Here is a 19,578-nt window from a genome sequence, read left to right on the forward strand (position 1 = left end):
GTAGTGAAAAAGGAATATTTAGTATTAGACAGAGTACAAGGTCCCTTGATTGTGCTATCCGGGGTTGAAGGAGTTTCTTATGATGAAATTGTGCAGATAAAGGTGGAAAATGGAGAGAGTAAAAAAGGAAAAGTAGTTCAATTAGACGGAGATAAAGCCATAGTTCAGGTTTTTGAATCTACTGCAGGAATATCTCTTCACAATACTGCAGTTTCTTTTAGCGGAAGGCCTTTAGAGATAAGTCTTTCAAAAGAAATTTTAGGTAGAGAATTTAGTGGTATAGGTAAGCCTATAGATGGCAGAGGAGAAATATATAGCACTAAAAAATACAATGTAAATGGAAGACCTATTAACCCCGTTGCTCGTAAATATCCAAGAAATTTTATTCAAACAGGAATTTCTTCTATAGATTGTTTATCTACATTAATAAGAGGGCAAAAGCTTCCTATATTTTCAGGGAACGGTATTCCTCATAACGAGTTAGCTGCTCAAATAGTAAGGCAAGCTCGTATAGGAAGTGATTCAGATGAGAAATTTGCAGTAGTTTTTGCTGCTATGGGCATAAAACATGATGACAAGGAGTTCTTTAGAAAAAGCTTTGAAGAAGCTGGGGTAATGGACAGATTAGTAATGTTTACTAATTTGGCAGATGATCCTATAGTGGAAAGAATAGTAACTCCTAGAGCAGCTCTTACTGCGGCGGAATATTTAGCTTTTGAAGAGGGAATGCACATATTAGTTATAATGACAGATATAACTAACTATTGTGAAGCCTTAAGAGAGCTATCCTCATCAAGAGAAGAAGTGCCTAGTAGAAAGGGTTATCCAGGATATCTTTATTCTGACTTAGCTTCTCTTTATGAAAGAGCAGGCATGATGAAGGATAAAAAAGGATCTATAACTCAGTTGCCAATTTTAACCATGCCAAATGATGATATAACACATCCAATACCTGATTTAACTGGATATATAACTGAAGGACAGGTTGTTTTAAGCAAAGATATTTTTGGAAGAGGTATATATCCTCCTGTAGATATTCTTCCTTCTCTATCAAGATTAATGAAGGATGGTATAGGAGAAGGATACACTAGAGAGGACCATGCAGAGGTATCAAACCAGTTATTTGCTAGTTACTCTTATGTGCAAGATGTAATAGCCTTAGCTCAAGTTATAGGAGAGGACGAACTATCTCCTGTAGATAAAATATATATGGACTTTGGAAAAGAATTTGAAGGAAAGTTTTTAAATCAAGGATTTGATGAAAATAGAGATATAGTTAGAACTTTAGAGTTAGCATGGGAGATACTATCTATTCTACCTGAAAATGAATTAGATAGAATAAGCCCTGAAATTGTGAGAAAGTATTATAGGGGTGGTAAGTAATGCTTAACATCGCTCCGACTAAAGCAAACTTAATAAGTGCAAAGAATTCTCTAGAGTTCTCTCAAAAAGGATTTGAACTTTTAGATAAAAAAAGAAATGTACTAATAAGAGAGTTAATGTCATATGTAGATTTGGCAAAGGAACTGCAGGATAAAATTAATGCTTCTTTTAATGAAGCTTATGAAGCCTTAAAAAAAGCCAACATAACCATGGGGCTAAAGGAAGTTCAAGAGGTAGCATCAACTATACCTGAGGCTATGGATTATGAGGTTATTTTTAAATCCGTTATGGGGGTTGAAGTTCCTATAATAAAATATGAAGAAAAAGATATAATCCCAAGATACAGTATTTATAAAACCAATTCTACTATGGACGCGGCTTATATTAAGTTTAATGAAATTAAGTACTTGATTTATATGCTTGGTCAAGTTGAAAATGCCGTTTATAGATTAGCAATCGAGGTTAAAAAAACTCAAAAAAGAGCTAATGCTTTAGAAAATATTCAAATACCTAAGTTTAAAGAAATAATTAAAGAGATAAGTGGAGTGCTAGAAGAAAAGGAAAGAGAAGACTTCTTTAGACTTAAAGTGGTAAAAAAGAGAAAACAAGAGTAAAAATTATTTATTATTGTGAAAATTATATGATTTATAGGCTTATAATAATGTAAACTTTGTGTTATAATGAACATGTAAAAAAATTATATTTTATCTAAGAATGAAAGCCGCATCGAGGTAATACTTGATGTGGTTTTTATTTTAAAGAAATTATAGAAAAAAATGTAACTTAAAGTCATTGGCATATCTGACTTTGAGAATAGATTTGTAAAACTCAAAAGAGCTAAGTATGTAGGGAAATAGCGACTTTTTATTGGAGCGACTTCACTATGTGCTTAGCTCTCCTTTTGGATAAACTTATCATTGGGAAATAAATTTAGGGTTTCAACAAAAAAAATGCTATGCAATGCTTTTTATGCTGATTCGCTGCAATAAGAACTTCTAAAATTTATTTTAGAAAACTCCTTAATGCTGACAAACTCCCTTCGGTCAAACATGTACAGCATCTTAACGGTGCTTTCTAAAATAAATTAAGAATCTCTAGATTTTGCTCAAATGCATAGGGTGCATCACATAGCATTTTAAGGTTTTGAACAATAAATCATAAAGATAAATATTTGAGAAGCTAAATTATCATTGTAGAAATTTATAATTTAGAAATATATTTTTAAAACATAAGAGAACTAAGTATATAATAGAAGGAACGCCTTTTTTGAAGTGACGTTATTATGTACTTAGTTCTAATTTTGGATACTTAATTATTATTGTAAAAATTTATAGTTGAGAAACTAATTTGCAAAACCTAAAAGAGCTAAGTATATAGTGAAAAAGCGACTTTTTCCGGAGCGGCTTTACTATATGCTTAGCTCTCTGTTTGAGAAACCCAATTACTTTTGTAGAAACTTATAAATGTGAAAATAATTTACTACAATACATATTTGAAAATACATTTCTAAAACATAAAAGAACTGAGGTATATAGTAGGAGGAGCGCTTTTTTGAAGCGACGTCACTATGTACCTCAGTTTCTATTTGGATAATCGAATATCTTTACTTGAAATTACAATTGTAAAACTAAATTTTAATAACTTAATTTCAAGAATACATTTTTGAAATATTATAGTTATTTACAAGTTTCTTTATCAGCTCTAGGAGAAGTTAAACTTCCATCCCATTTTTCAATATTTGATCTCATTTTTAATAAAATGTTATCTGCTTTTTCCTTAGGAATTTTACCTTCTTCAACTTTTTTATTAATTCTCTCAGTTCTATTCTTTATAATGATTTCCTTAACTTCTTTTTCGCTTAAACCTTTTTTCTCTTTAGCGATATCAAATAGTGTTTTACCTGATTCTCTTGCAGAACGAATATCATCATTAGTTATTCCTAATTCTTTCATAGTTGCTGGGTCAATAAAGTTCTTGTGTTTATTTTTTCTTTCTTTACATCCCGTTCTATCCTTGGAGTCCTCGATTTTTTTATCAGGATTTTTTATTTCATTTGAATCAGGGTTTGATAAAGCAAAGGTTGTAGAACTTATTCCAAGTGATATAAAAAGGCCTAATGCTGCAAATTTTTTTAAATTTTTTATAAGCATTTTGCTAACCTCCCTAATATTTTTTTTAAAACCTTTAACATTTATTATTATGTGCATAAAATCAAATAAATAAATATGTAAAATATGATAATTTTTTTGATTTTGTAACATAGGTTACCGATTTAAAGTAGATTAGTTTAGTATAATTTAAATTGTGAAAGGGACAAGTTAACGAAAGAAAAATAAATAAAGTTATAAATAAATAAGACAAAAATAATAAAATTATAAATATGGAGGAATGAATAATGAGTATGTTTTGTTATCAATGTCAAGAAGCAGCAGGATGTAAGGGCTGCACAATAAAAGGTGTTTGTGGTAAAGACGAAAATTTAGCAAAAGCTCAAGATTTATTAATATATGTAGTAAAAGGAATTGCAGTATATGCTTCAAAAGGAAGAGAAGTTGGAATAGTTAATGAAGAAGTAGATACTTTCATAATGGAAAGTTTATTTGCTACAATAACTAATGCAAACTTTGACAGAAATGTATTTATCGAAAGAATCAAAAAAGGTTTAAAACTAAGAGAAGAATTAAAACAGGAACTTATAAAAGCTGGTGTAACTCTAGAAAATTCAAATGCTAATGAAAATTGGTTAAATAAGATGCTTTCATTTGTAGGATTCAAAAAAGAAGAAGAATCAAAGTTACCAGATGCGGCTACTTGGTTTGCTGATAATATAGAAGAATTTAATGCTAAAGCAGAAACAGTTGGAGTATTAGCAACTAAAAATGAAGATGTAAGATCTTTAAGAGAACTTATAACATACGGATTAAAAGGATTAGCTGCATATATCGAACATGCTCACAACTTGAAATATAGAAATAATGAGATATTTGAATTTATGCATAGAGCATTAGCAGCAACTTTAGATGATACTTTAACAGTAGATGATTTAGTAGCTTTAACTTTAGAGACAGGTAAATATGGGGTAGAAGGTATGGCTATACTTGATAAAGCTAATACTGAAAGCTATGGACATCCAGAACTTACAAAGGTTAATATCGGAGTTAGAAATAACCCAGGAATATTAATAAGTGGACATGATTTAAGAGATTTAGAACAATTATTAGAGCAAACAGAAGGAACTGGAGTAGACGTTTATACACACAGCGAAATGCTTCCAGCTCACTACTACCCAGCATTCAAGAAATATTCACACTTTGCAGGAAACTACGGAAATGCTTGGTGGAAACAAACTGAAGAATTTGAAAAATTTAATGGACCAATACTTATGACAACAAACTGCCTAGTTCCACCTAAGGATTCATATAAAGATAGAGTTTATACAACAGGTGTAGTTGGATTCGACGGATTAAAACATATAGATGCTAATGAAAAAGGTGAAAAAGACTTCTCAGTTATAATAGAACATGCAAAGAAATGTGCTACTCCAATTGAAATAGAAAAAGGAGAAATCATTGGTGGATTTGCTCATAACCAGGTATTTGCATTAGCTGACAAGGTTGTTGATGCAGTTAAGAACGGTGCTATAAAGAAGTTCTTTGTTATGGCTGGATGTGATGGAAGAGCTAAGAGCAGAAATTACTACACAGAATTTGCTGAAAAACTTCCAAAGGATACAGTAATCCTAACAGCAGGATGTGCTAAGTACAAATACAATAAATTAAACTTAGGAGACATTGGAGGAATTCCAAGAGTATTAGATGCAGGTCAATGTAATGACTCATACTCCTTAGCTTTAATAGCATTGAAATTAAAAGAAGTATTTGGATTAGATGATGTAAATGAGCTACCAATAGCTTACAATATAGCTTGGTATGAGCAAAAGGCTGTTATAGTATTGCTTGCATTACTACACTTAGGAGTAAAAAATATTCATCTAGGACCAACTCTACCAGCATTCCTATCCCCAAATGTGGCTAATGTTTTAGTAGAAAACTTTGGAATAGGTGGAATAACTAACGTAGAAGATGACATGAAGATGTTCTTAGGAGAATAATATTTAAAAGGGCAGGTTTAAACCTGTCCTTTTCTGTTAGTAAATTTATTAAAATTTGTATAGTTAAATATACTTCTAAAAAAATTAAAGGGATATATAACGTTAATTTTGTAGAAAACCCACGCAAAAAGTAGATATTTTTTATAATTAATAATTCTTTAATAAAATTTTAAGAAATGTAGAAGCTGAAATTAAGAAATATATATTAATATTGTCTTATTAAATAAAAATTTCAGATAATAGGTGGGTAATCTAATGAAAAAAGCTAAAGAATTATTAAATAGGTATAAATCAATTATTATATTAATTATGACACTTCTATTCTTTATTGCATTGGGATATATATTTAGGAAAGAATTAGAGCATATATTTAATATGTTAAGAGATCAGAAACAGATTAAAGAGTTTATTACTTCCTTTGGTCCTCTATCTAAAATTGTATTTATTATATTACAAATAATTCAAGTTGTAATATTTATAATACCTGGGGAAATTACGCAAGCTGCTGGGGGATATATTTTTGGAACTGTAAGGGGAACCATACTTTCCATAATAGGCATTAATATAGGAGCCGTGATTTTGTTTTTGCTTACTAAGAAATATAAAGAAAAACTAGTAGATAAACTTATACCTAATGGCATTAAAACAAAATTTCAAAAAATACTTAATTGCAAAAAGATAAATTTAATAGTATTTTTAATATATTTATTGCCTGGTATACCTAAGGATGTATTAACTTTTTTATGTGGATTGAGTAAAATAAGTTTAAAAGATTTTATTTTATATTCAACTTTAGGTAGAATGCCCGCCTTGATAATGTCTTGTTATTATGGTCAAAGTTTAGCTTTGGGAAATAAATCCATGATAATTATAGGAACAATTATAATATTAGTAGTTTTTCTAATCGGAGTAATATTTAAAGAAACTATAGTTAAAAGTTTAGAAAAAGTGAATTAAAAATTACAGTTTATTTCTTCATCAAATCCTGTGGATTTATTAGAGGATAATAATAGAAAAATTATTGATAATCAAGATAAGTTACTGAAATAAAAGAAATTTGCTACCGTAGTAAATTTCTTTTATTATATATATTTGTATACTTTTACTAGTAATTTTTTTAGATTTAATATAGTATTAATAATAGAATGTAATATATAATGTAAATATGTTTATATTGAAGGAGGATTTTTAAATGGGAATATTTGATGGATTAATGGGTAATGCTTCAGAAGTAACTATAGAGAATGTAGAAAAGGAATATTCAAAAATATTATCTTCTAGTGAAAGAGTTGAAAAAGCATATAGACTAATTAGAGATATGTTTATATTTACAAATAAAAGATTGATTATGGTGGACAAACAAGGTGTTACAGGAAAGAAAACTGAGTATCATTCAATTCCATATAGAGCTATAACTCATTTTAGCATAGAAACTTCAGGACATTTTGACTTGGATGCAGAGCTAAAAATATGGATATCAGGTACACAAATGCCGATACAAAAGCAATTCAATAAGAGCTTAGATATTTATGAACTTCAAAGTGTACTAGCGGAATATGCACTAAGATAAATTAATAGAACTTTAAATTTATAAAGCAAACAGCTTATGTAAGAGTAATGATTATACATACATAGGCTGTTTTTTATATTTACTTATCAAGTGATTCTTAGCTTCAGATGGAGTTTGCTTAAAAGGAATACTTACTCCAACTGAAGGTTATTAAGAGAGTTCTTAGAAGCTTTGCTTCTTAGAAATCCTTATCCTTTAGGGGAAGAACTTATCCAGGGACGTAGCATCCGTTATGCACAGCATAAGAACTCTAAATCGCTGAAGCTCAAGAGTTCTAATATCTCCCACTTGTAGAAAAGCAGAGAACTAAAATCTTTGATTTTATGTGAATCGCTTTCACAGAGTGCGATGGGAGTATTACGGATGGTAGTCATCGGATAAATGGACTTGATAGAAAACCTGTAAATAATGTTAATTTAAGGAAGGTGTGTTACAATTAAAATGGGGTGATGGAATGAGTATAACTAAAGAGATGCAAATTTTAATTTTCGGGAATATATTATTATTTTTTTGTATATCTACTGGTACATATGAAATAATTACTAGAGGTAAACTACTGTTAGCAACAGATCGTAAGGAGCATCCTACTATTATGACTGGATTCGTAATATTAATAAGTATAGTTTTATTTAGGAATTTTATAGATTATTTGAAGTATAAAGAAATATATTGGGATGAATTAATGAAATTTATACTTTACTTGCAAATAGGTATTTACAATATTATTATAAAAAAGCATTCCCTAGGAATAAGAGAAGGGGGAATATCAATAGGTAATGATAGAGTTTCTACTTTTTATAAATGGAATAAAATTAAAAATCATCAATGGATAGATGAAAATAAAATAAAACTTAAAATCTTGGGATTTAGAAATTCACTTGTTGATATAGAATTTCAAGTGGAAGATGAACAGATGGAAGAGGCAGAAGAACTGCTTGAGAGATATATTATCAAGAATTAATAATTATAAAAGCTAGATAATACGAAAATTACTAAATTGTAAGATTGTAAAATTTATTGTAAGAGCTGTGATATAGAGTAATAAGTAAAATATAGGTATAATTTCACTATAATTATGAGAAGATAGTTATAAAAGAGATATAAACAGATATCTTAATTATAGGGAGGATATATTTATGAATTATAGAAAACTATTCCTTTTGTTTATGGGACTATCAGTAATAATGGTTGGATTTTATGCTTTTTATATTTCATAAAAATAAGGACTTGATAAAATTTTAAGGTTACAATAAATCAAAAATGTTACGCAATGTTTCTGTAGCTTTCGCAAAAATGCATAGGACACATTACATAGCATTTTTAAGTTTTACATAATAAAATTATAAAGATAAATGATTTAGAAAAAAATCAGTTGCATGCTATTTAGTTAGATGTTTAGATAATGAAGAAATCATCTTAAAGGGATTTACGCTAAATCTATCATCTATTAATCTAAGCATCTTTAAAGATTTGTGAAATACAAAAGAGCTAAACATGTAGTGAAATAGCGACTTTTTCCGGAGCGGCTTCACTATATGCTTAGCTCTCTATTTGGTACAACAGATTATCTCTGTAGAAATTCATATCTATGAAAATATATTTATAAAACATAAGGGATCTGAGTATATAATATGAGGAACGCCTTTTTCTGAAGTGACGTCATTATGTACTTAGGTCCCCTTTTTTGCATACCTAATTATTCTTGTAAAAACTTATAGTTGACAAACTCCCTTCGGTCAAAGATGTACAGCATCTTAACGGTATCTTTCTAAAATAAATTAAGAATTTCTAGATTTTGCTCAAGTGCATAGGGCACATTACATAGCATTTTTAAGTTTTAAATAATGAAATTATAAAGCTAAATAGGAGCATACACTTTACAAAAGAACATATGTTCGATATAATAAATACATAATATGCTAAAAGAGGGGATACGTAATGTTAACTAAAAAAGAAGAGAGAGTACTCAATACTATAAAGAGATACATAGATGATAATAAAATACCTCCGACTATTAGAGAATTGGCTAGTATGTTGGAATTAAGATCAACGGCTACTGTTAGCGATTATTTAAACCGGTTAGAGAGAAAAGGGTGCATTGAGAGAATAGAGAGATCACCTAGGTCCATTAAAATAATAGAATAAAACTATTTAAAATAAAAAATTACATAAAAAATTAGTATTATATAAAGAATTAATATTATTAAGAAATGCAAAAGGCAACCTCTATAAATAGAAGTTGCCTTTCAGTCTACTTAAGCAAAGAGGATATTATCGCTCCTAGCGTTAGACTGGCTATCCATATAACAATATTCCATGCATTTTTATGAAGAGGTTTTAGGTCTATTTTGACTATTTTATAATGTACGGAAAGTGCAAATATGGATAGTGCACAAAGACCTACTGTTAGATGCTTCATTATAAATCCCCCTTTTAAATAATTTCTTAATTATTTATCAGGCGTGCATAATTAGCATCTTTGGCAAATAACTTTTTAATCTTTAGTAGGATATTTTAAGTATTGACAAAGTTACAAAGATTATTCACTAAGAACACAGGATGTGAATATTTTAAGTTACAATTAAAAAAGATGAAGAAATAATAGAAAGTAGTCTATAATGTTAAATATCTCTATCAAGGGTAATAAAAATGCTTTTGTCTTAATAATTTATTAGTATAAAAAAGAATAAATTATTTGTAGAATGAATATAAATTTTATGGGAGGGGATATTATGTATGGTGAATTACCGAATGTGACAATAGCATATACTTCAGGCGAAGAAGATAACTATAGAATGAATAAAGAGGAGATTGAAGAGCTTACTAAATGGTTAAGAGATACTGGAGATGAAAGATTATTTGAATATGAAACAGATTTGTATAGATTTTTTATTAATAAAAAATCTATAGCAAATGTTACTATAAGACGATAAAAGATAATAAAATATGAGAATTAGCTCCTAAATTGGGTATTCCGATATATATGATGTGGAAATAACATAGAATATAATATGTATGATGTTTGTTTTAAATATAAGACAAACGCAAATGAGCTAGAAAACATATTAAAGAAAAGTTAGAACTTATCAATATTAAAATAATAAATAATGTTAAAATAATAGGAACTGCCTTAGCAGTTCCTATTATTTATTTATATATCTATTTAGCTGGATTTATAAACATTTGAGTCCAATAGTATGTTCCATTAGACTTCTTAGCTACTCCAACTCCTATTTCAGTGAAAGATTTACTTAATATGTTAGCTCTATGTCCAGGTGAATTCATCCATCCATCCACAACCGCTTTAGGTGTAGGTTGTCCATAAGCTATGTTTTCACCTGCTGCAGAGTATTTTATCCCAAACTTTTTCATCATATCAAATGGTGAGCCATAAGTTGGTGATGTATGTGAAAAATAGTTTTTGTCAATCATATCTTGAGATTTAACTCTTGCTACCTTTGAAAGCTCTTGATTAGCTTTAAGTGCTGGCAAGTTAGCTTTTGCTCTTTCTGCATTAACAAGTGTAATTACTTCTTGTTCGAATGCACTTATACTTGAATTAGTGTTAGTTGTCTCAGTTTGAGAATTTGTGTTTCCATTAGTATTTGTATTAGTGTTAGTGTTCTTGTCTGTATTCTTGTTTGTGTTAGTGTTAGTATTCTTGTTAGTGTTAGTGTTAGTGTTAGTGTTAGTATTTTTATTTGAGTTTGTCTTTTCGCAGTCAGTATTACCATTAGAAGTCTTTTTTACTTCTGTGCCATAGTTAGGCTTATTTTTGTCAAAGTTAGCATTAATTTTGCTCCAGTTTATTTTATACTTAGATGTAACTGAAGTAGTAGGTTTAACCTCACAAGTTGAGCGATTAATACCTTGTGCAGATACAAATTGCATATTAGACATTGTTATTACTGCAGTAAGCACTGAAGTAGCCATAAGTTTTCTTATGGAAGATTTATTCATTGTAACACCTACCTTAAAATTTTTTTTTGGAATTAACTCATATTATACGTTAGGTAGGGAGGCATGTCCAAGGTAATGTTGTGGAAGAACATCAAATTTCTCCCACCTTTTTAAATATCTATAGAAAAAAATAGACATCTGAAGTTTATCTAAAACTTAAAAAGTGCAATGCATAATACTACTAGCTACGCTGCCCAGTAATAAAATACATTGCACTATTGCCCCACTAATATTAATTATGACGTTTTTTAAGGAAAATATTCAAAAATCCTGGAATAATTCTAGGGTTTTTATTTTATGGGAAAGATAGGATTATATTTTAAGCATACCTTTCAATCTTACATATTGGTAAGATTAGTTTTTTCTTTGTAAGTAAAGTGACATGGAGTGGATAATAAGAGTAAAGTATAATGTTAACATGGCATGCTAGAGCTAAACTTCATAAATAAGTAAAACTTTTTATACATAGAGCTTTATTTATAAGTTGATTTTAAGTTTATCTTACATGAAAAGATAGGTATGAGGACTACTTAAACTTATAGAAGGTTTATGAAAATGAAATAAGGCTCGATAGGAACTGTGTGTGTAAATAAGTGTGTATATAAAATATTAAAGGGAGAGATAGGGATGGAAATATTAAAGGTGGAAAACTTAAGTAAAATATATGGTAAAGGAAGTAATAAGGTAGAGGCCCTTAAGAATGTAAATTTATCTGTTACAAAAGGAGAGTTTGTAGCCATTGTTGGGGCATCTGGTTCAGGAAAAAGTACTTTACTTCACCTTTTAGGTGGACTAGATAGACCTACTAATGGAAAAGTGATTATAGATGGGGAAAGCATTTATAATTATAAAGAAGAAAAGCTTGCAATATTTAGAAGAAGAAAAATAGGTTTTGTATTTCAATTTTTTAATTTAATACCAGTTTTAGATGTAGAAGAGAATATAGCTCTTCCAGCTCTATTAGATAAGGATAAAATAGATAAAAAATATTTAGAGGAACTTATAGAAATACTTGGGCTTAAAGATAGAAAAAGTCACTTGCCTTCAGAGTTATCAGGGGGACAACAACAAAGAGTTTCAATAGGTAGAGCGCTACTTAATAAGCCATCTATAATACTTGCTGATGAACCTACTGGAAACCTAGATAGTAAAAATTCAAAAGAAGTTATTGAACTATTAAAGTTCACTGCAAAAAAGTATAATCAAACATTAATACTTATAACTCATGACATTAATTTAGCTTCTATGGCAGATAGAATAATTACTATTGCAGATGGAGAAATAACTTCGGATAAAAAATTGAAAAGTAACTAGGGGGGTGAGGGCATGATAACTAATTATAAACAGCTTACAGGAAAATATTTAAAAGGGAATAAGAAAAGAACTATACTTGCCATTATCGGAATAATTTTATCTATTGCATTGATATCTTCCATTGGACTTTTCTTGAAAGGATTACAGGATTTACAGATAGAAGATATGAAAAGAACATATGGCTCCTATCATGTAGCATATGAAGATGTAAATGAAAGCTTAGCTCTAAAGCTGAGGAATAACCCTAAGGTTTCTAGGAGCGGAATGTATAGAATTGGTGAGGAAATGGCATTTAAAGATTTACCTATAGAGGAGGTAGTAGCAACAGATGCAGCCCTTGAATTAACACCATATAGAATTAAAGAAGGTAAGTTTCCAAATGGGCCTGAAGAAGTGGCAGCGGAAAAATGGGTATTAGATTTTATAGACAATAAAATTAAAATTGGAGATAAAATTAAAATTGAAGATAAAGAGTATAAGCTAGTAGGTATACTAGATGATGTTATGAAAAATCAAGTGGATTTTAAAGGGATGCTGCTAAGGAAAGAAGATAAGGTGGAAACAGAGGGAGCTACTATGCTTGTGGAAATAAATCCAAAAGCAAACTTAAAAAAAGCAGTAAAAGAATTAAAAGAATTAGTACCAGAAGGAAAGGCTATAGAAAATGCATATCTCCTAGAAATGCAGGGTGCTGGAGGATTTAACTCAAGCTTAGGAGGACTTTATATAACTGTTGCAATAATAATTGGAATAGTTGTAATAGCAACTATAGCTGTAATATATAATGCATTTTATATAAGTGTAGTAGAAAGAATAAAACAATTTGGACTTTTAAGAGCAGTAGGTACTACACCAAAACAAATTAGAAATATAATATTTAGAGAAGCAACTGTATTAGCATTAATTGGTATACCTATTGGATTACTATGTGGTGTTATAGCCATATATGGTATTGGTATAGCCTTTGATTTACTTGCTAAAGATATGTTTGGAGCAGTACCTATAAAATTTTCAGTCTCTCCTAAAGTCTTAGGAATAAGTGCATTATTAGGAATATTGACTATATATATATCCGCATTTATACCAGCACATTTTGCGGGAAAACTTTCACCGCTTTTAGCCATAAGCAGTAGAAACTCAATAACTAAAGAAAATATTAAAAGAAGAAAAAGCTTAATCATAGGAACGTTATTTGGTTTTGAAGGAGCACTAGCTTCTAAAAATATAAAAAGAAATAAAAAAAGATATAGAGTAACGATTTTTTCTATAGCAATCAGTGTGGTTCTATTTATTACCTTTAAATCCTTTATGGATATGTCATTAAATGTAGGCAATGATCTTAATGAATCTTCAAAAACTAGTTTTTCAATAGTAAGGAATAACGATGGTATTATAAATGATTTTACTATTGATGAGGCAATAATAAAGGATTTAAAAGAACTAAGTTCTGTAGATAAAGTTTACAAAGTGTATTTTAATCATGATTTTCTTACTGTCATTGATAAAAATAAAGAGAATAAGGATGTTCAAAATATTGAGGGAATTTATGAGCATATAAAGTTAGATGATGTAGATAAAACCCTTATGAGATCTTCTATGGCAATTTATGATGATGAGGCCTTAGAAGCATCTAAAAAATATTTAAAAAGTGGAAGTATTGATAAAGAAAAGTTAAATAAAGAAAATGGCGTAATATTAATTGGAAAGAATAGAGTATATAATACTGAGACACAAAATAGCTTTTATGGCCCCGTTGCAAATATGAAGGTTGGAGATGAAATTGAACTTCAATATAGTGATTCATCACAAGGCGATTTAGAGTTTGGAAAAGGTAAAGTAAAAAAGGTTAAGATAGTGGCAATTTTAGAAAGGGATCCTTTTTATTTTAGAGGAAGTCAACAGGGGTTAAAGATGGTAACTACAGAGGAAGTTGCTAAAAACCTATCGGGAGTAAAAGAGATAAATCCTTCAGAATTAAATATAATAATAAAAGATGATAAAAATGATAAAAATGGAGAAAAGGCCAAAGGGGAAATAGAAGGAGTTGTAAAATCCAATACTTCATTGAGAATAATAAATTATATAGACGCTAATGCAAAAGGTAATTCAGCAATATTAATGGTAAAGATCCTGTTATATGGATTTGTTATAGTTGTGTCTCTAATTAGCAGTGTAAATATTGTAAACACTTTAACTACAAATATCATATTGAGAAAAAGGGAGTTTGGTACTTTAAAAGCTATAGGATTAACCCAAAAAGGATTAAAGAAAATGATAGTATTAGAAGGATTTTTATATGGTATAGTGGGTACAATTTATGGCTCAATTATAGGCTCTGCTTTATCCTACGCAATGTTTGGGGGTATGTCTAATGTAAGAGAGTTTGGTTGGCAGATACCTTGGAGCGCAATAGGTATTGCAGGAATAGCAGCTTTAATAATTGGATATATATCAGTGCTTGCTCCACTAAGAAGAATAGAAAAAGAAAATGTAATTGATGGCATTAGGGAAGAATTTTAGATTTAAAGAATTTCTCATATGAAAATTTATTTTAAAAATTCATGTTTAATAATATAGTTGTAAAATATAAAGGAATTGAGGTATATGGTGGAGGGTCGCCTTTGTTTCAGGGGGACATCATTATGTATCTCAGTTCCTCATTTTTAGATATCTAATTACTTTTGTGGAAATTTATAATTGAGAAATCATTTAATTTTTCAACAAACTCCTTTCAGTCAAACATGTGCAGCATTTTAACGGTATTGTTCTAAAAAAATTAAGAATTTCTAGATTTTGCTCAAATGCATAGGCCGCATTACATAGCATTTTTAAATTTTTCACAACGAAATTATGAAAATAAATATTTGGAAAACACAAAAGAGCTAAGCATGTAGTGAAATAGCGACTTTTTCTGGAACGGCTTCACTACATATTTAGCTCTCTATTTAAGAAACTAAACTATTTTTGTAAAAAACTATAACTGAGAAACCAATTGGATATAATTAATTTTCCATTGTAGATTCTCTGTTTAATATAAGGTTATCTTTTATCTAAGTAAGGGTTAATATATAATTAATGAGAGGTGAAATATATGAATAGATTATTATTAGTGGAAGATGATGAGTCCTTGGCTCTTGGTATAGAATTTACTTTAAAGGATGAAGGGTATGAAGTTATAAGAGTTGCCACTGTTGAAGATGCGAAAAAGGGATTAAATAGTGAGGAGTTTAGTTTAATTATATTGGATATAAATTTACCAGATGGAAATGGGTACGACCTATGCAAATTCATAAGAAAAAGTAGTGAAGTGCCCATAATATTCTTAACTGCTTGTGATGATGAAGTTAACGTAGTTTTAGGACTTGAAATAGGGGGAGATGACTACATAACAAAGCCCTTTAGAGTAAGGGAATTACTCTCCAGAATAAAGGCTTTGATAAGAAGAAATTCTAAAAATATGGTGACGGGAACAAAGTTTAGAAGCGGTAATATATTAGTGGATACATCAACAGCAATAGTAAAGAAAAACGAAGAAAATATAACACTTACTTCTCAGGAATATAAATTACTATTAGTTTTTATGAATAAACCACATATTTTAATGAAAAGAGAGAATATATTAACAGAATTATTAGAGGGAGAAGAGCCTTTCTTTGACGAAAATACTTTATCTGTTTATATAAAAAGAATAAGAGAAAAAATAGAAGATAATCCCAAAGAACCTGATTTTATAGTTACTCAAAGAGGAATGGGTTATAAATGGAACATGGATGTAATTAAGGAGTAGATTATTATGAACGAGCATTTTGTCAATCCTGAGCTTAAGAGAAGCTCTATTATCTTAGCATCTTTGATGAGTGTATTTTTTATTATTACATGCGTTGTACTAAAATATCATCATTATCAGTTAAAAGAAGATTATACAAAAAGCTTAGGGGCAATTGCTGCAAGGGTAATAGAAAAAGAACCTGATTTAGAAAAAGAAATTATGCCTCTTATTTCAAAGGAAGCATCAAAAGAAGAGATGGATAAAGGAAAGGCTATTTTAATTCAATATGGAGTGAGTAAGAATTTAGAAAATCAGTTTTTTCCTTATATAAATAAAACTATACAGAAAAATAATTACTATACTATATTTATATTTATTCTTATGATAGCTACAATACTCATTGTTAACTATTTTCAACATATATCTATTTATAAAAAAATTAGAAGATTAACACTGGGGGCGAAAAAAGTAGTAGATGGAGATTATGATATAGCTATTGAAGAAGATACTGAAGGGGAGTTTGCTAAACTTGCCACTTCCTTTAATTCTATGAGAGAAATAATTAGAAACAACTTAGAACAATTACAGCAGGAAAAGGAGTTTTTAGTGAATTTATTATCGGATATATCCCATCAACTAAAAACCCCTCTTTCTTCTATGATAGTATACAATGATATAATGCTAAAAAAAGATTTGAGTAAAGAGCAAAGAGAGATCTTCTTAGTAAATAATCAAAACCAACTTAGTAGAATGGAATGGCTAATTAAAAGTATATTAAAGTTAGCTAAATTGGACGCAAATGCAATAGAGTTCAATAAAGAAGAATTAAGTTTAAATGATACCTTAAATGATTCTTTAGAAGCTCTAGAAAGTAAGGCTTTAGAGATGGGGTTGACAATTAATGTCATTGAAAAAGAAGAGATGGTTTTTTCTCACGATAAACTGTGGGTTGAAGAAGCTTTGATTAACATTATTAAAAACAGCATAGAGCATAGTCCAAAGGGAGGAGAAATAACCATAGAACTATCGGAGAACCTTGTTTATAGGAGAGCTACCATATCAGATATGGGAGAAGGTATAAGAGAAGAGGATTTACCTAATATTTTCAAAAGGTTTTATAAAGGTAAGACTTCAAAGAAAACTGATTCTATAGGTATTGGACTTGCTTTAGCAAAATCTATTATAGAATCACATAATGGAACTATAGAAGTAAAAAGTACCATAGATGTAGGAACTACTTTTATTGTTACTTTTTTTAAATATTAAAGATAGTTTTTATAAGTATAATTTAGTAACTAATCCTTTTAAGGTATAAAGAAAAGATTATTTATATTGCTTATATATGTAGAGATATGAAAAAATATAAAAATTAAGGGAAGTCTAAAAATTGACTTCCCTTAAAATATTATATTATCAACACTGTTATAAAATATATCTAAAAATAAATATATTAAATCTTAAATTTATTTATCTCTGTCTCTAAATCTGCTACTAATTCTTTAAGGTTATTAGCTTGAGATACAAATTGGTCCATAGTTGCTGCCACTTCTTCTGTTGAAGCGGTAACTTCCTCTGTTCCTGCAGCATTTTCTTCAGATATTGCAGAGATATTTTCCATTTGATTGATTATGTTTATTTTGTTTTCTTCTAAGTTTAGTGCTAGATTTTTAATTCCAGAAACCTTTTCTGTAATAACTTGCATTGATTTAAGTATGTCATTAAATATTTTTTCTGTTTCTTTAACAGAAGATTCTTGTGCTTGTACAAATTTCTCTGATTTATCCATAGCAATAACAGCTTCCTTTGATTTTTGCTGCATTTCACTTATTATTTCCTTTATTTCTTTGGCGGAATCTCTTGATTGTTCTGCTAGTTTTCTTATTTCTTCTGCTACTACGGAAAATCCTTTTCCTGCTTCTCCTGCTCTTGCGGCTTCAATAGCTGCATTTAAAGCAAGTAAGTTGGTCTGTTCTGTTATATTTGTAATAGTTTCTGTAATAGCGTTAATATGTTCTGAGCTAGAATTTACTTCACCTACTATTTTGCTAACTTCTAGAGAGGAATTAAGGGTTTCTCTTGATTTTTCAGTAAGATCTTCAACAATAATTAATCCACCATTAGTAATATCATTAGTTTTACCTACTATTGAATCAACTTCTATAGTGTATTGATTTATGTTTCCTATTTTATCAGAAAGATCATTAATAGCTAGGGAACCTTCTTCTGTACTTTTAGCTTGTTCAGAGGTACCTGTTGAAATTTCCTGCATAGTAGAAGCCATTCCGTTAATAGCTTCAGAAGTTTCCTTTGCTATCTTAACAAAACTATCTGAGGTCTCTAAAACCACCATTGAAGATTTATCAGTATTTTTTATTAAAGCTGAAATACTAACCATCATTTTATTAAAGCTATTTGCTAATTCCAAAAATTCATCTTTAGTATTTACAGATACATTTGTGGTTAAATCCCCTTTAGAGGCTTTTTCCATTGAATCTTTAATTTTATTAATATTTTTTACTAATTCTCTAGCTATAAGTATAGAAACTAAAGCACAAATTAAAGTGGAAATTATAATTAAAAATAGAGAAGTATTTCTTAAGGTGTTAACATCAGATAAAAATTCATTTTCATCTAATGAGGCCATTAATCTCCAACCGGTTTTTGAATTAGTATCATAAATTCCTATTTTATTTGATCCATTATAGTCATATTCTGCAATACCGTTAAGCTTATATGATACATCTTCCCAAAAACTTTGCTTAGTTACGTCATTTTTACCTATAATTTCAGTATCTGGATGAGCCAACATAGTTCCTGCAGGATTAAAAATGAATACATATCCTTCTTTACCTATTTTCGTTTGAGAAAGTTTGTTGGAAATTTTATTCATATCTAAGTCTATAGAAATTACCCCAATAATCTCACCGTTTTTCTCCACGGTTTTTGAAACGGATATTACCAAATTACCTGTTATTATGTCATTATAGGGCTCACAATAAGTTACCCTTCCTTTATTTTTTACTGCATCCGAATACCATTTCCTTGACTGTACATCATAATTTCCTTGAAGACTATCATCAGGATATTGAAAGAATTTTTTAGATTCAGTTCCAAAATAAGCTCCAATAATGTCATCATTTGCTTTAGTTACACCTTCTAATAAAGATTTTATAAAAGGAGCATGCTCTGGATTTTCTTCTATACTAGTAAAATGAGTATCTTTAGATAACATATTTAATTGGGTTTCAAATCTATCAAAATAATTATCTAATCCTCTATTTACCTCTAATAACGTTTGTTGAGAGGTGACTTTAAAATTATTTTCTATAACAGAATAGGATTTTTTATAAGATAAAAACCCTGATACGTATAAAGGAATTATACATAAAATAATTATGATTGATGTTAATTTAAATCCAATAGTGTTTAAATTGAATTTCCGTTTATTGCTGTGTTTTTTATTCATATATT

Annotated in this window: 16 protein-coding genes; 12 read left to right on the top strand and 4 right to left on the bottom strand. The window is 29.2% G+C overall.

All coding sequences use genetic code 11. From position 1 onward, the window contains the following. Positions 1-3 precede the first annotated feature (3 nt). Positions 4-1,383 carry a V-type ATP synthase subunit B gene (locus tag KQI86_RS06755; RefSeq protein WP_216438521.1) on the top strand — a complete coding sequence of 460 codons (1,380 nt, stop codon included), beginning with the start codon at positions 4-6 and terminating at the stop codon, positions 1,381-1,383. Further along, positions 1,383-1,997: a V-type ATP synthase subunit D gene (locus KQI86_RS06760; protein ID WP_216438522.1), complete on the top strand. Its 615-nt coding sequence runs from the start codon at positions 1,383-1,385 to the stop codon at positions 1,995-1,997. Before KQI86_RS06755 ends, KQI86_RS06760 begins: the two co-directional genes overlap by 1 nt. Positions 1,998-3,059: 1,062 nt before the next feature. Here the strand turns inward: KQI86_RS06760 and KQI86_RS06765 are convergent. Next, the gene (locus tag KQI86_RS06765; protein WP_216438523.1) at positions 3,060-3,533 is read right to left on the bottom strand and encodes a hypothetical protein; all 474 of its coding nucleotides are present in this window, start codon (positions 3,531-3,533) and stop codon (positions 3,060-3,062) included. Positions 3,534-3,778: 245 nt separating this feature from the next. Between KQI86_RS06765 and hcp the strand changes: the two genes are divergently transcribed. The 5 genes from hcp to KQI86_RS06790 all read left to right on the top strand — a co-directional run bounded on the left by hcp (position 3,779) and on the right by KQI86_RS06790 (position 9,209). Then, positions 3,779-5,494 (top strand): hydroxylamine reductase, encoded by a 1,716-nt coding sequence (gene hcp, locus KQI86_RS06770; protein ID WP_216438524.1) that lies wholly within the window; start codon positions 3,779-3,781, stop codon positions 5,492-5,494. A gap of 255 nt (positions 5,495-5,749) precedes the next feature. Further along, entirely contained in the window at positions 5,750-6,451 is a 702-nt protein-coding gene (locus tag KQI86_RS06775) for a TVP38/TMEM64 family protein (protein WP_216438525.1), read from the top strand. Between the two features lie 235 nt (positions 6,452-6,686). Then, positions 6,687-7,064: a PH domain-containing protein gene (locus KQI86_RS06780; RefSeq protein WP_216438526.1), complete on the top strand. Its 378-nt coding sequence runs from the start codon at positions 6,687-6,689 to the stop codon at positions 7,062-7,064. 454 nt (positions 7,065-7,518) lie between these two features. Beyond that, positions 7,519-8,025, top strand: coding sequence for a hypothetical protein (locus KQI86_RS06785; RefSeq protein WP_216438527.1), 507 nt, complete (start codon positions 7,519-7,521; stop codon positions 8,023-8,025). A gap of 977 nt (positions 8,026-9,002) precedes the next feature. Continuing rightward, positions 9,003-9,209 (top strand): LexA family protein, encoded by a 207-nt coding sequence (locus KQI86_RS06790; RefSeq protein ID WP_216438528.1) that lies wholly within the window; start codon positions 9,003-9,005, stop codon positions 9,207-9,209. A 106-nt stretch (positions 9,210-9,315) separates the two neighbouring features. Here KQI86_RS06790 and KQI86_RS06795 read toward each other — a convergent pair whose 3' ends face one another. Next, positions 9,316-9,483: a hypothetical protein gene (locus tag KQI86_RS06795; protein WP_216438529.1), complete on the bottom strand. Its 168-nt coding sequence runs from the start codon at positions 9,481-9,483 to the stop codon at positions 9,316-9,318. A gap of 313 nt (positions 9,484-9,796) precedes the next feature. Between KQI86_RS06795 and KQI86_RS06800 the strand changes: the two genes are divergently transcribed. Continuing rightward, positions 9,797-9,997, top strand: coding sequence for a hypothetical protein (locus KQI86_RS06800; RefSeq protein WP_216438530.1), 201 nt, complete (start codon positions 9,797-9,799; stop codon positions 9,995-9,997). A 226-nt stretch (positions 9,998-10,223) separates the two neighbouring features. Here KQI86_RS06800 and KQI86_RS06805 read toward each other — a convergent pair whose 3' ends face one another. Continuing rightward, positions 10,224-11,024: a CAP domain-containing protein gene (locus KQI86_RS06805; protein ID WP_216438531.1), complete on the bottom strand. Its 801-nt coding sequence runs from the start codon at positions 11,022-11,024 to the stop codon at positions 10,224-10,226. 627 nt (positions 11,025-11,651) lie between these two features. Between KQI86_RS06805 and KQI86_RS06810 the strand changes: the two genes are divergently transcribed. From KQI86_RS06810 to KQI86_RS06825, 4 genes are all read left to right on the top strand, one after another. Then, positions 11,652-12,338: an ABC transporter ATP-binding protein gene (locus tag KQI86_RS06810; protein ID WP_216438532.1), complete on the top strand. Its 687-nt coding sequence runs from the start codon at positions 11,652-11,654 to the stop codon at positions 12,336-12,338. 12 nt (positions 12,339-12,350) lie between these two features. After that, complete coding sequence (locus KQI86_RS06815) at positions 12,351-14,858, top strand: ABC transporter permease (RefSeq protein ID WP_216438533.1); 2,508 nt, start codon at positions 12,351-12,353, stop codon at positions 14,856-14,858. 571 nt (positions 14,859-15,429) lie between these two features. Further along, positions 15,430-16,125 (top strand): response regulator transcription factor, encoded by a 696-nt coding sequence (locus tag KQI86_RS06820; RefSeq protein ID WP_216438534.1) that lies wholly within the window; start codon positions 15,430-15,432, stop codon positions 16,123-16,125. A 6-nt stretch (positions 16,126-16,131) separates the two neighbouring features. Next, a complete protein-coding gene (locus tag KQI86_RS06825) occupies positions 16,132-17,373 on the top strand; it encodes a HAMP domain-containing sensor histidine kinase (RefSeq protein ID WP_216438535.1) in 1,242 nt (413 codons plus the stop codon). 184 nt (positions 17,374-17,557) lie between these two features. On the opposite strand, the gene KQI86_RS06830 is transcribed toward KQI86_RS06825, so the two are convergent. Further along, complete coding sequence (locus KQI86_RS06830; protein WP_216438536.1) at positions 17,558-19,573, bottom strand: methyl-accepting chemotaxis protein; 2,016 nt, start codon at positions 19,571-19,573, stop codon at positions 17,558-17,560. Positions 19,574-19,578 lie beyond the last annotated feature (5 nt).

Origin of the sequence: Clostridium mobile, assembly GCF_018918285.1 — a bacterium.
In the GTDB taxonomy this organism is placed as follows: domain Bacteria; phylum Bacillota; class Clostridia; order Clostridiales; family Clostridiaceae; genus Clostridium_AW; species Clostridium_AW mobile.